The organism is Tabrizicola sp. (genome assembly GCF_022842145.1).
Taxonomy (GTDB): domain Bacteria; phylum Pseudomonadota; class Alphaproteobacteria; order Rhodobacterales; family Rhodobacteraceae; genus Tabrizicola.
In genome coordinates, this window is record NZ_JALHQD010000006.1 from 215,253 (window position 1) to 228,046 (window position 12,794).

Sequence of the window (12,794 nt, forward strand, 5' to 3'; positions counted from 1 at the left end):
GCCTGCCGCCGGATCACCAAGGATCAAAAGGGAAATAAGACCCGCCGCACTAGTCCGCATTCAACACCACAGGCTTCTTCACTTCGCCCTGACTGGGGGCGAGATCACCCAGATAGGCATAACCCGTCAAGCCGATGAAGCCCAAAATCACCAGCACCACCAACGCCTTGATGATCCGACCCATCGCCTTGCCCTTCCTCGTGCCGCCTGGACGGTTTGGCCCGTCCGGCTGTCATTCCCGCGCCTGTCCGCATAAACGCGGGCCGTCGCAGGTGCCATTGCAAATCTATATAGCATTCGGGAAGACTTCACGCCATTGAGGGGGAAAGTTTTCCGGTCGGCAAGTCCTTGCCCGCGGGATCATGCATGGTGTGGCGATGGTCAGTCTGGTCAAGACGGTAGTCCTGGTAGGAATGATGGGCGCGGGCAAGACCGCGGTCGGCACGGCGCTGGCACGGCAGCTTGGCGTCGCGTTCAAGGATTCCGACGAAGAGATCGTCCGCGCCGCCAGCCGCTCCATCGCCGAGATCTTCGAACGCGACGGCGAGCCCTTCTTTCGCTCCCGCGAGACCGAGGTCATCAGCCGTCTTTTGCGCAGCACGCCTTGCGTCCTGTCGACCGGCGGCGGCGCGTTCCTGTCCGAAAGCAACCGCCAGCTCATCCATGACGTCGGCGTCTCGGTCTGGCTCAAGGCCGACCTGGAGCTTCTGTGGCAGCGCGTCCGCCACAAGACGACCCGGCCCCTGTTGCGCACGTCAAACCCGCGCGAGACGCTGCGCACGCTTTACGAGGCCCGCCAGCCGCTTTATGCGATGGCCGACATCGTGGTCGAAAGTGCTGCCGAACGATCCGTCGACGATATGGCGGCGCGGGTGGTCGAGGCGCTGAAAGCGCGGCCCGACGTGCTGGAGGTCTGATCTTGAACACAGTTGCGGTTGATCTGGGCGAACGCTCCTATCAGGTGCGGATCGGCCAAGGCCTTCTGTCCCGCGCCGGGGCCGAAATCGCACCGCTCCTGCGCCGCAAACGCATCGCGATCGTCACCGAAACGACCATCGCGGCCCTGCATCTTCCCGCACTGACCGAGGCACTGTCCGCCGAAGGGATTGCCTCGACGACACTCGCCTTGCCGCCGGGAGAGGGGACGAAGAACTGGGAGAACCTTGCCCGCTGCACCGAATGGCTGCTGGAGCAGAAGGTGGAACGCAAGGATGTGGTCCTGGCCCTTGGCGGTGGCGTGATCGGCGACCTCGTGGGCTTTTCCGCCGCCATCCTGCGCCGGGGCGTCCGCTTCGTGCAGCTTCCGACCTCGCTTCTGGCGCAGGTGGACAGTTCCGTCGGCGGCAAGACCGGGATCAACACCGCGCAGGGCAAGAACCTCGTCGGCGCCTTCCACCAGCCCAGCCTGGTGCTGGCCGACATCGACGTCCTCGATACGCTGACCGACCGCGACTTCCTGTCCGGCTATGGCGAGGTGGTGAAGTACGGGCTTCTCGGCGATGCCGCCTTCTTCGACTGGCTGGAAGCCGAAGGTCCCGCGCTGCGCGCCGGCGACAAGGCGGCCCGCCTGCGCGCCGTGACCCGGTCGGTCGAGATGAAAGCCGGGATCGTCAGCCGTGACGAGACCGAGGAGGGCGAGCGCGCGCTTCTGAACCTTGGCCACACCTTCTGCCATGCCCTTGAAAAGGCGACCGGATATTCCGACCGCCTGCTGCATGGCGAAGGCGTCGCCATCGGCTGTGCGCTGGCGTTCGAGCTGTCCTCGCGCCTTGACCTGTGCAGTCAGGAAGAACCAAGCCGTGTCCGCGCGCATCTGAAGACGATGGGAATGAAGACCGACATCCGCGACATCCCCGGCGATCTTCCGGGCTCCGAGGCGCTGATCGCACTGATGGGGCAGGACAAGAAGGTCGTGGACGGCAAACTGCGCTTCATCCTCGCGCGCGGCATCGGTCAGGCCTTCGTGGCCGATGACGTGCCGGGCGACAAGGTGCGCGCCGTGCTGGAAGACGCGCTCGGCGCCTAGAACAGCAGCTTGTAGACGTTGCCGTTGGTGTCCGAGGCTTGCCCCGTGCCGCTGGCGGTGCCCGACCCGATGACGAAGGTGCCCTGCACCCGGGTCCCGTCGGCGCAGACGGCGTAGATTTCGCCGTTGTTGACGCCCGCGACGGTCTCGATCTCGCGCCCGACTTCGCCGCCGGTCTTCTTGAAGGTCAGCGACATGCCCTTGGTGTTCGACACCGTGCGCGGGGTCAGCGACGACCAGGTGCCGGAGCAGCGCCCACCCTCTGGCAAGCGGAAGGCCAGCTCTCCGGACGTGCCGGTCGTGTTCTTCGCCGTCGCCTGGATGACCAGCGTCGGATCGGCGTCGGCAATCGGACCTTGCAGCGGGTAAAGCTGCATGGGGCTGGTGCCCGTGGCGCAGGCGGCCAGCGGCAGGATCAGCCCCAGGGCCAGCAGGCGAGCAAGGCGGGTCTTTGCGGTCATCGACAAGCTGGTCTCCGAAAGGGCGTGAGGCACGCGCGTCTATGCGGTGAATTCGGTTCCGTGTCCAGTGCTCCGGCCCGCCACCATCCGCCGCACACCGCGTCGTGAAGGACTGGCTCAGCGGGTGAAGAACGGCGCGGCCCGCATCGTCGGCGGCACCGGAACGCCCAAGCGAGTCAGGATCGAGGGGGCCAATGCCAGTTGATCCAGAACCTGATCTTCGGGCGGCAAGCTGCTGTTACCAAAGTAATAAAACGCAAAGTCGCGCTGGTCCTCGCCCGTCCCGCCGTGGTGCCCCCGCGCATCCTGCCCGTGATCGGCGGTGACGATCACCTCGTACCCGTTCTGCCGCCAACGGTGGATCCACGGCGCCAGGATCGCGTCCATGTGGAAACAGGCGTGGTCCATCTCCTCGCAGTCGTGGAAGAAGCGGTGGCCCATGCTGTCCAGCGTGCAGGTGTGCAGGATGCCGTAGTCGATCCCCTTCACCTCGCACAGCCGCGTCAGCATGCCGAAAAGGTCATAGTCCGACGGCGTCATCTGGTTGGCATGCCCGTAGCCATGCATCGTGTGGAACCGCCCGTGAGTGATCGGGCCGCCCGGCTCGTCATACTCGATGTCGCGGACCACGTCGAACGGCGCGCGGTTGAAGAACTCGGACCAATAGCTGTGCGTCACCGCGCCTGTGGTCTTGCCCGCCTGCGTCAACTCGCTGAACACATCGGGAAAGGTGACCCGCCGGATATCCGCGTTGTCCCAGATGTGATGCTGCTGCGGCGGCACACCCGTGTGGATCGAGGCATAGCAGGAGGCCGAGGTCGAAGGCAGCACCGCCCGCATCCGCCGCACCTGGGCTTCGCCCTGTTCGACCCAGCCTTCCAAGTTGCCGAACAGCCGCCGCCAGTTGCGATACGGCACGCCGTCCAGGATGATCAGCAGAAGCTTCGTCATGGCGCACCTCCTCATGCGACTTCGTCTTCTCGTCGGAAGGGCCCACCCAGCGAGGAGGGACGAAGTCCAACGACGAGCGGCGGTTCAGTTCCCCGCGCTCTCCATCTTCCGGTGCGCGATCACCTGCTCCAGCCAGCCCTGTTCCATCTCGGGGACCGAGGACAGCAGAAGGTCGGTGTAATCATCAAAAGGCGGCATCAGCACGTCCGTCTTCTGGCCATACCGGACCACAGCTCCCTTGAACATCACCGCGATCTTGTCGGCGATGGCCCTCACCGTCGCCAGATCATGCGTGATGAAGAGATAGGCCACCCCCGCTTCCGCCTGCAGGTTCAGCAGGAGCTTCAGGATGCCATCCGCCACCAGGGGGTCCAGCGCCGAGGTCACCTCATCGCAGATGATCAGCTTCGGGTTCGCCGCCAGCGCCCGCGCGATGCAGACCCGCTGCTTCTGGCCACCCGACAGTTCCGCCGGATAGCGGTCGGCAAAGCCCTTGCCCATCTCGATCTGGTCCAGCAATTGCTGCACCCGCTTCTCGCGATCGGCCCCGCGCAGACCGAAGTAGAACTCCAGCGGCCGCCCGATGATCGTGCCCACGGTCTGCCGCGGGTTCATCGCGGTATCGGCCATCTGGTAGATCATCTGGATTTCGCGCAGATCATCCTTGCTGCGCCCCGCAAGGTCCGCCGACAACTGCCGCCCGGCAAAGGTGATCCGCCCCGCGGACGGCGGCAACAGCCCGGTGATCGCGCGGGCCAGCGTCGACTTGCCGGACCCCGACTCTCCCACCACCGCCAGCGTCTGGCCCACCGGCAGATCGACCGAGACGTTCTTCAACACGTCGAAGTTCGTCCCGCGATACCGCGCCGTCAGGTTCTGCACCTGCAGGATCGGCGGGGCCGGGGCCTTTTCCACATGGTCCAGACTGCGGACCGAGACCAGAGCGCGGGTGTAGTCCTGCGTCGGGCGGTGGATGATCTGCCCGGTCTCGCCCAGTTCCACCATCTTCCCGTGCCGCAGCACCATGATGTCATCCGCGACCTGCGCCACCACGGCCAGGTCGTGCGTGATGTACAGGGCCGCGACATCCGTATCCCGGATCGCCTCCTTGATCGCGGCGAGGACGTCAATCTGCGTCGTCACGTCAAGGGCCGTGGTCGGTTCGTCGAAGATCACCAGATCGGGCTTCGGACACAGCGCCATCGCCGTCATGCAACGCTGCAACTGCCCGCCCGAGACCTGATGCGGATAGCGGCTGCCGATCGTGTCGGGGTTCGGCAATCCAAGCTTCTTGAACAGCGCCCGCGCCCTTGCCTCGGCCTCGGTCTTCGACATCAGCCCGTGCGACAGCGAGGACTCGATCACCTGCTCCATGATCTGCTTGGCCGGATTGAAGCTGGCGGCGGCGGATTGCGAGACGTAAGTCACCTCGCGCCCGCGCAGGGCCCGCAGCGCCTTGGCATCGGCGAGCCGGATCTCCCGGCCGTTCAGATGGATGGTCCCGCCCGTCAGCCGCACGCCGCCGCGCCCATAAGCCATCGCCGACAAGCCGATGGTCGACTTGCCCGCCCCGGATTCGCCGATCAGCCCCAGCACCCGGCCCTTTTGCAAGGTCAGGTCGACCCCGTGGACCAAGGTCACCTCTTTCGGAGGCTCGCCCGGCGGGTACGAGGTGGCCTCGATCACGAGGCCCTTGATCTGCAACAGGGGATCAGCCACCGCGGCCTCCTTTCAGGCTGGAGGTCCGGGTCAGGATCCAGTCCGCGACAAGGTTCACGCTGATCGCCAAAGCGGCAATCGCAGCGGCAGGCAAAAGCGCGGCGGACTTGCCGTAGATCAGCCCATCCTTGTTCTCCTTCACCATCCCGCCCCAGTCGGCCAGCGGCGGCTGCACGCCCAGGCCCAGGAACGACAGGGTCGAGATGAACAGGACCGCGAAGATGAAGCGCAGCCCGAACTCGGCCACCAGCGGCGACATCGCGTTCGGCAGGATCTCCTTGAAGATCACCCAGCCCCATTTCTCGCCCCGCAGCCGTGCGGCCTCGACGTAATCCATCACCGTGATGTCCACCGCCACGGCGCGGGACAGGCGGAAGACGCGGGTGCTGTCCAGCACCCCCATCACCAGGATCAGGACGGTCAGGTTCAGCGGCAGGACCGACAGCATGACCAGCGCCACGATCAGCGAGGGCACGGCCATCACCAGATCGACGATCCGCGACAGGACCTGATCGACCCAGCCGCCCTTGACCGCCGCCAGAAAGCCCAGGAACGCCCCCATCGAAAAGGCCAGCACCGACGATGCCAGCGCCACGAAGATGGTGATCTGCGCGCCGTAGATCAGCCGCGACAGGATATCCCGGCCGATGGTGTCGGTCCCCAGCCAGAACTGCGCCGAGGGACCCTCCCACTGGCCGCCCGAGACATCGGTGATCTCGTAGGGGGCGATCCAATGGGCGAAGATCGCCACGAACAGGAACAGCCCGGTGAAGACAAGGCCGATGAGGGCGGAAATGGGTATTCTCATTTCGGGTGCCTCAGGCGCGGGTTGGCCAGGATGCCGATGACGTCGGCCAGCATGTTCAGGAAGATGTAGACGGCGGCGAAGATCAGGCCGACGGCCTGCACCACGGGCAGGTCACGCTTGGTGACGTGGTCGACCAGATATTGTCCTAGGGCGTTGTAGCCGAAGACCACTTCGACCACGACGACACCGACGACCAGATAGGCCATGTTCAACATCACCACGCTGACCACCGGGGCAATCGCGTTCGGCAGCGCATGGCGCCAGATCACCGTCATCGGCGACAGGCCCTTAAGCTCGGCGGTTTCGATGTAGGCCGACTGCATCACGTTCAGGATCGCGGCCCGGGTCATCCGCATCATGTGTGCAAGGACGACAAGCACCAGCACGATGACGGGCAGTGCGACGGCATTCAGCTTGGCCCAGAAGCCCATGCCCGGAAAGACCATTGCGACGGGTTGGAAGATCGGGATCAGCTGGGTGAAGATGAAGATGACGAAATAGGCCGCAACGAATTCCGGCAGGCTGATGGTCGACAGCGTGATGCCCGAAATCACCTTGTCCGGCCACTTGCCGGCGTAGCGCGCGGCGATAAGACCCAGAAGGATCGCCAGCGGCACCGCGATGACGGCCGCACAGCCCGCAAGGAACATGGTATTGCCCAGCCGCTGCCCGATGGACTGCGCGATATCCGCGCCGTTGGTCAGTGCCGTGCCAAGGTCGCCGGTCAGCACACCCCCCAGCCACTGGAAATAGCGGGTCAGGGGCGGCTCGTTCAGCCCCATCTTCTCGCGCAGGTTCGCCAGCGCCTCGGGTGTCGCCTGCTGACCCAGAATGGCCTGAGCCGTATCGCCCGGCAGCGCCTCGACCCCTAGGAAGATCACGGCGGACACGGCGAGCAAGAGAAGGAGGCCCAGCGCAATGCGCTGGACCATTAGCTTCAGGATCGGATGCACCCGCCGGCCTTACGCGTTCAGCCAGCAGCGGACCTGTGCACGGCCGTTCATCAGCTCGCCATTCGGGTCGTCGACCCAACCGCCGATGGTGTCGCTGACGCCCGACACGAAGTCGTTGAACATCGGCAGGATCAGGCCACCCTCATCGCGCAGGATCTGCGCCATTTCGGTGTACATGCCGGTGCGCTTGGCCGTGTCCAGCTCGCCCCGGGCCGCCATCAGAAGCTCGTCGAACTTGGCGTTCTTGAACTTGGTGTCGTTCCATTCGGCGGTGGAGAGATAGGCCGTCGTGTACATCTGGTCCTGCACCGGACGCCCGCCCCAGTAGGACGCGCAGAACGGAGCGACGTTCCAGACGTTCGACCAGTAGCCGTCATCGGGCTCCAGCTTCACCTGCAGCGGAATCCCCGCCGCATTGGCGCTGGCCGCGAAGAGGTTCGCCGCATCGACCGCGCCCGGGAAGGCCCCCGGAGCGGTCGCCAGCATGATCGGCGACCCGTCATGGCCGGACTTCGCGTAATGCTCCGCCGCCTTGGCCGCGTCATATTCGCGCTGCTCGAACTTGTCCTCGAACAGGGGATAGGCCGCGTTGATCGGGAAGTCGTTGCCGGGGGTGCCAAGGCCACCCAGGATCTTCTCGACCATCTCGCCCCGGTTGATCGCGTACTTCAGCGCCATCCGCATGTCGTTGTTGTCGAAGGGCGCCTTGTCGCAGTGCATGATGAAGACGTAATGCCCGCGACCCGCCACGTGCTTGATCTGCACGCCCGGCACGCCTTTCAGCAGTTCCACGATCTTCGGGTCGACCCGGTTGATCATGTGGATCTGGCCCGACTGCAGCGCCGCCGTCCGGGCGGTGTTGTCGTTGATCACCAGGATCTCGACCTCGTCGGCATGGCCGATGCTGCTGTCGAAGTAGTTCGCGTGCTTCTTGAACGTGTGCCGCACGCCGGGCTCGTTCACCACGACCTGGTACGGGCCCGCACCGATGCCGGCTGCCGGATTGTCCACGCCACCGCCGGGCTGGATCATCAGGTGATAGTCGCCCATCAGGAAGGGCAGGTCGGCGTTGGCCGCATTCAGCTTCAGGGTGACCATGTCACCTTCGGCCTTCATCTCGGTGATGCCCTGCACGATCCCCAGCGCGCCGGACTGCGCCTTCTCGTCGGTGTGCCGCTTCAGCGTCGCCACCACGTCCTCGGCCGTCACCGTGCCGCCGCCGTGATATTCGACGCCCGCACGAATCTTGAACTTCCACTCGGTCGCATCGGCGTTGGACGAGATCTCTTCGGCGATCCGCGGGTCGATGGTGCCGTCCGGGTTCACGTCGCACAGCATCTCGCCCCAGGTCATGTTCACCTGGAACGGAACTTCCGACGCGGCCAGTGCCGGATCAAGGCTGTTGGTCGATTCCCCGCCCTGCATGCCGACGCGGATCACGCCGCCCTTCTTGGCTTCCTGCGCGGTGGCGGCTTTCGAGAACAGCGCCGAGGCAAGTCCCGCCGACACGCCAAGAGCCGTCGTGCGCCCGACGAATTCACGCCGCGTCATCCGGCCGGTCCTGGCTTGCGATACCATCCAGTCAAGCTGCTTGTGCTTGTCGTCCATTGTGGTCTCCCTGTTGGCCCCATTCCGGGGATTCTTTTGTTGACTTGGTAATCAATAAACCGCGAACCGGCCCGTGCGACAAACGTTTTCTCGCAGCGGATCACACAAAGTCTCGTGCGACCTCCTCGTCCCACTCCCGCTGGAAAACGACGCTTTCGCCTTCCCACGCGGTCAGGGAGGCCTGCATCCGCAAATGCGTGGCAGTGGCGGTCATCATCGTCTCGGCCCGGGTCCGGACCCGCCAGTCGCCCCGCGACAGGCGCTGCTCCCAAGTGATCTCGGTCCGCGCCGAAAGCGGATCGGCCCCGATTTCCCACCGCTCGGTCGTCTGCTCTCCTGTCACCAGCCCATGTGACAGGTTTTCGCTTTCGCCCAGATCGTCCTCGACCACCAAAGCGTGGGTACCCGCGATCAGGTCGCTTTCGATCCGCCGGATGGAGCGCCCCTCGCGCAGCACCTGGTGTTTCCAGGGTGTCGCAGTCTCTGACGGCGGTGGGGTCCACTCGGCTTCCCCGGTGCCCTGATGGACCGGCAGATCCAGGCTGGCTTCCGTGATCTCCAGTGTCGCCGCTGCCGGGCTGGGCCAGACGAAGGGCCAATAGGTCGTCGACAGCGCCAGCCGCAGCTTGTGTCCCGCCGCGACCCGGTAGCCCATCTGGTCCAGGACCAACACGACATCTTCCGGCACGCCCGGCACCATCGGCTCTGGCGCTTCGGCACTGCGCCGGTGGCAAAGGTTCAGGATGCCATGCGCGATCCGCGTCGATGCTCCGTCGGGTGCCACATCGCAAAGCCGTGCGACGATGAAGGCCAATGGCTTGTCCGACGCGAGCCGCAGCGTCAGCTTTGCCGCCCCAAGCAATTCCAGAGGCTCGGCCAACGCAGCACCGTCGAAGCAGACCGACAGCGCATCGTCCGTCCTCTGGTCGCCCGCCATCTCGGCGTTCAGTCCCATCGGAAAGAACTCGCCCGCAGTCACCCCCAGATGCTGCGGCGTGCAGACGCTGGCCGACAGCGCCCCCGCCACCCCCAGCCCCGCGTCCGAGACCTGCATCACGCGCCTTGAAACCCGGGGGGTCGGCCACTCGGCCTCGGCAATCCAGTGCCCGTCGCGATGCGCCGCACTCGGGTTCGGCGGGGCGGAATGCAGCATATAGGCCCGCAGGGCAGGGACTTCCTCGGCCCCGTTCTCGATTCCCTTCAGCCAGCGGTCCCACCAGCGCACCGCCAGTTGCAGGAACCCGATCTTCGGCCCCGGCACCGCAGTGTGGGGATACTGGTGCACCCAAGGCCCGATGATCCCCTTAACCGGCCCGCGCGCGTTCTCCATCAGCTTGGCGACGGTGTTCATGTAGTTGTCGTTCCAGCCGCCATAGGACAGGATCGGCACTGTCATCCGGTCCCAGTCCTCGCAGATCGAGCCGTGCTTCCAGTAGGCATCGCGTGTCTGATGCGCCGCCCAGGGTGCGGCGTGGAACGGCTGATTGTTCAGCCTCTGCAACCAGGTCTCCCGCCAGCCATTGTGCAGCAAGGGATCGCCGGGGCGCGAGGAATAGGACAGCATCACCGCGCCCCAGCCGAAGTTCTCGCCCAGCAAAGCCCCGCCCTTGAAGTGGATGTCGTCGGCAAAGCGGTCGGTGGTGGAATAGACCGAGATCACCGCCTTCAGCGCCGGCGGTTGCAGGAAGGCCGTCTGCAGGCAGTTGAACCCGCCCCAGCTTTTCCCCATCATTCCGACCGTGCCGCTGCACCAGTCCTGCTTGGCCAGCCAGGCGATCACGTCGCAGGCGTCCTGCAGTTCCTGGATGGAGTATTCGTCCTCCATCAGCCCTTCGCTATCGCCGTTGCCCCGGATGTCGACCCGGACGCAGGCATAGCCATGACCGGCGACGTAAGGATGCATCAGCTCATCCCGGGGCAGGGTCCCGTCGCGCTTGCGGTAGGGGATGTATTCCAGGACCGCCGGGACCGGGCGGGTGGCGGCATCCTCCGGCATCCAGACCCGGGCGGACAGTCTTGTGCCGTCCGGCATCGGGATCGACAGGTCCTCGATCACTGCAATGGCACAGGGAAAGCTGGTGCGGATCGTCAACGGCGGCCTCCGATTCTTTCGTCTCATCGGATATTATTCGTTCGTGCAATTCAAGCATTGCGTGAAGGACGGTTTCGGTTTGCAGCCGATCTGGAAGCGAACAGGTCAGCGCAACCTGCGTCGTTTGATCGGCCTCCGGGGGTCGAGATCATCCGTAACGCCACACACAGTCCGGATTTCTACAGTTTCGACGGTGTGCAGTCCGGCTTATACGGCGAGGCCCCCTGCTTCGACATCTGCGAGCGGCTGTTGAGGCGACGTCGCCTGGGTCCGCATCGTGCTGCGTGACGATGCCTTTGCCAACGACAAGGCCTAGACCAGCGCTCGCATTGTCCTCGCCAAGGATGCCGACTGCCACGCGCTCAGCGCAGACTTCCCGGCCAAGGGGTCGACTTGCATCCGCTTCGCGCCCGAGGACGGGCAGCCAGCCGCCTTGATCCTGGACCTTCAGGATGACCGCGTGCGGAAAGACCGGGCCGCCGCCTGGCCGCTGGAAGAGATCGGCTACCGTACAGCCACGGCCAATACCGGGGACAGCATCGATGCCCCGGTTCTCTTTCGCGGCGTGCAACTGTTCCACAAGCGCCCGAACGGGCTGGTGGTGCTGGTCCCAGGCGATTTCAACGGTGACGTCGGGGGCGGCTTCGCCCTCTGGCGCAAAAGCGCGGTCACGCCTCCGATCGACCTTGCCGCCGCGATCACCGGTCTCGGCCTTGCGCTGGGGCCTCCGCGACCGATTCCGCCTAAAACACTAGGCACCGAGACGAGAGACTCGATTGCCCCGCCGCCCGACGCGCACGACGCCGCCTATGTCGCTTCCCTGCTGGCGCTCCGCCCGTCGCCCAATCCCCGCATCCGCTCCAATGCCGTCGCGCAGATCGTGACAGGGTGGCAAGGCAAGCTTCAATATAAGAAGCCAATAACTGAAGCTGACCGGGTGATCCTCTGCGCTTCGCTTCAGGATACGTTCATTCCCAAGTCGTTCTGGGCGGTCCAGCTGCAAAACAAGAGCCTGCGCTGCTAACAGACGTCGCTTCGGTTGGTTAACAGAACCTGAATGCCCACAGCCAACCCATTGATTTCCTTGTCACCAAGTAAGTGCCCACGCGCGGGCACCCATGCCTGTTCACCCCCGCACAGCCCCCGCGCGCCCAGAACGGGATGAAATTCCGGGGGTGGGGGTCTACCTTCCCCTGCAAAGGAGACCCTCCATGTGGAACCCGCTTCTCGACCCCTCGATCCCGATCGGGGACTCTGTCGACACGATCGAGACCGTCATCGTCCCCCGCGCCCGCGACCTCGGCGGCTTCGAGGTCCGCCGCGCCCTGCCGTCGGCCGAGCGTCAGATGGTCGGCCCCTTCATCTTCTTCGACCAGATGGGCCCGGCCGAGTTTCTGACCGGCCAGGGCATCGACGTCCGCCCGCACCCTCACATCGGCCTCGGGACGGTCACCTACCTTCTGAAGGGAAAGATGCACCACCGCGACAGCCTGGGATCGGACCTCTGGATCGAACCCGGCGCGGTCAACTGGATGATGGCGGGGCAGGGGATCACCCATTCGGAACGGACGGATGGTGAGGCCCGCAAGGCCCCCCTCTCCCTCTTCGGCCTGCAGACCTGGCTTGCTCTCCCCAAGGACCGCGAGGAAGACGCCGCCGGTTTCGCCCATCTCGAACGGGCCGCCTTGCCGGAACTGGAAGGCGAGGGCAAACAGGTCCGCCTCATCCTCGGCACCGCCTGGGGCGAAAAGGTCGGTCTCGACATGCCCTCCGAGGTCTTCTACGCCGACGCCCGCCTGCAGCCCGGCGCCTCCATCCCGCTGCCCGACGATCACGAAGACCGCGGCGTCTATATCCTGGATGGCGAGGTCTCCAGCGGGGGCCAGACTTTCGAGGCGGGCCGGATGCTGGTCTTCCGCCCCGGCGACCGGGTCTCGGTCAAGGCGGGTCCCCAGGGCGCGCGGATCATGCTGCTGGGAGGCGCCACGATGGACGGCCCCCGATTCATCTGGTGGAACTTCGTCGCCTCCAGCCGCGAGAAGATCGAGGCCGCAAAGGAAGCCTGGCGCGCCGGCGACTGGATGCACGGCCGCTTCAAGCTGCCGCCCCATGACGACGGCGAATTCATCCCGGCCCCGGATCGGTGAAAATCCCGCGCTTCCCCCATTGACGCCCC

12 protein-coding genes are annotated in these 12,794 nt (G+C 65.2%); 4 read left to right on the forward strand and 8 right to left on the reverse strand.

What is annotated here, in order from left to right:
* Nucleotides 1–49: 49 nt before the first annotated feature.
* The gene (locus tag Q0C42_RS15220) at nucleotides 50–184 is read right to left on the reverse strand and encodes a hypothetical protein (protein WP_295077611.1); all 135 of its coding nucleotides are present in this window, start codon (nucleotides 182–184) and stop codon (nucleotides 50–52) included.
* A 193-nt stretch (nucleotides 185–377) separates the two neighbouring features.
* Between Q0C42_RS15220 and Q0C42_RS15225 the strand changes: the two genes are divergently transcribed.
* Together Q0C42_RS15225 and aroB are read left to right on the forward strand one after the other, a co-directional pair.
* On the forward strand, nucleotides 378–917 hold the full coding sequence (locus tag Q0C42_RS15225) for a shikimate kinase (RefSeq protein WP_295077615.1): 540 nt from the start codon (nucleotides 378–380) through the stop codon (nucleotides 915–917).
* Nucleotides 914–2,026, forward strand: coding sequence for a 3-dehydroquinate synthase (gene aroB, locus Q0C42_RS15230; RefSeq protein ID WP_295077787.1), 1,113 nt, complete (start codon nucleotides 914–916; stop codon nucleotides 2,024–2,026). The genes Q0C42_RS15225 and aroB overlap by 4 nt, the downstream gene beginning before the upstream one ends.
* Here aroB and Q0C42_RS15235 read toward each other — a convergent pair.
* From Q0C42_RS15235 to Q0C42_RS15265, 7 genes are all read right to left on the reverse strand, one after another.
* Nucleotides 2,023–2,487 carry a hypothetical protein gene (locus Q0C42_RS15235; protein ID WP_295077617.1) on the reverse strand — a complete coding sequence of 155 codons (465 nt, stop codon included), beginning with the start codon at nucleotides 2,485–2,487 and terminating at the stop codon, nucleotides 2,023–2,025. The genes aroB and Q0C42_RS15235 overlap by 4 nt on opposite strands.
* 117 nt (nucleotides 2,488–2,604) lie before the next feature.
* Entirely contained in the window at nucleotides 2,605–3,438 is an 834-nt protein-coding gene (locus tag Q0C42_RS15240) for an alkaline phosphatase family protein (protein WP_295077620.1), read from the reverse strand.
* An 84-nt stretch (nucleotides 3,439–3,522) separates the two neighbouring features.
* Nucleotides 3,523–5,157, reverse strand: coding sequence for an ABC transporter ATP-binding protein (locus Q0C42_RS15245; RefSeq protein WP_295077624.1), 1,635 nt, complete (start codon nucleotides 5,155–5,157; stop codon nucleotides 3,523–3,525).
* Entirely contained in the window at nucleotides 5,150–5,965 is an 816-nt protein-coding gene (locus Q0C42_RS15250) for an ABC transporter permease (protein ID WP_295077628.1), read from the reverse strand. Before Q0C42_RS15250 ends, Q0C42_RS15245 begins: the two co-directional genes overlap by 8 nt.
* Nucleotides 5,962–6,918, reverse strand: a complete 957-nt coding sequence (locus Q0C42_RS15255) for an ABC transporter permease (protein ID WP_295077631.1) — start codon at nucleotides 6,916–6,918, stop codon at nucleotides 5,962–5,964. Before Q0C42_RS15255 ends, Q0C42_RS15250 begins: the two co-directional genes overlap by 4 nt.
* Before the next feature lie 9 nt (nucleotides 6,919–6,927).
* Nucleotides 6,928–8,526, reverse strand: coding sequence for an ABC transporter substrate-binding protein (locus Q0C42_RS15260; RefSeq protein WP_295077634.1), 1,599 nt, complete (start codon nucleotides 8,524–8,526; stop codon nucleotides 6,928–6,930).
* 100 nt (nucleotides 8,527–8,626) lie between these two features.
* The gene (locus tag Q0C42_RS15265; RefSeq protein ID WP_295077637.1) at nucleotides 8,627–10,618 is read right to left on the reverse strand and encodes a CocE/NonD family hydrolase; all 1,992 of its coding nucleotides are present in this window, start codon (nucleotides 10,616–10,618) and stop codon (nucleotides 8,627–8,629) included.
* 433 nt (nucleotides 10,619–11,051) lie between these two features.
* On the opposite strand from Q0C42_RS15265, the gene Q0C42_RS15270 reads away from it, so the two are divergent.
* Both Q0C42_RS15270 and Q0C42_RS15275 read left to right on the forward strand, forming a co-directional pair.
* Entirely contained in the window at nucleotides 11,052–11,642 is a 591-nt protein-coding gene (locus tag Q0C42_RS15270; RefSeq protein ID WP_295077640.1) for a hypothetical protein, read from the forward strand.
* Nucleotides 11,643–11,829: 187 nt separating this feature from the next.
* Nucleotides 11,830–12,765, forward strand: a complete 936-nt coding sequence (locus tag Q0C42_RS15275) for a pirin family protein (RefSeq protein WP_295077643.1) — start codon at nucleotides 11,830–11,832, stop codon at nucleotides 12,763–12,765.
* The last annotated feature ends 29 nt before the right edge of the window (nucleotides 12,766–12,794 follow it).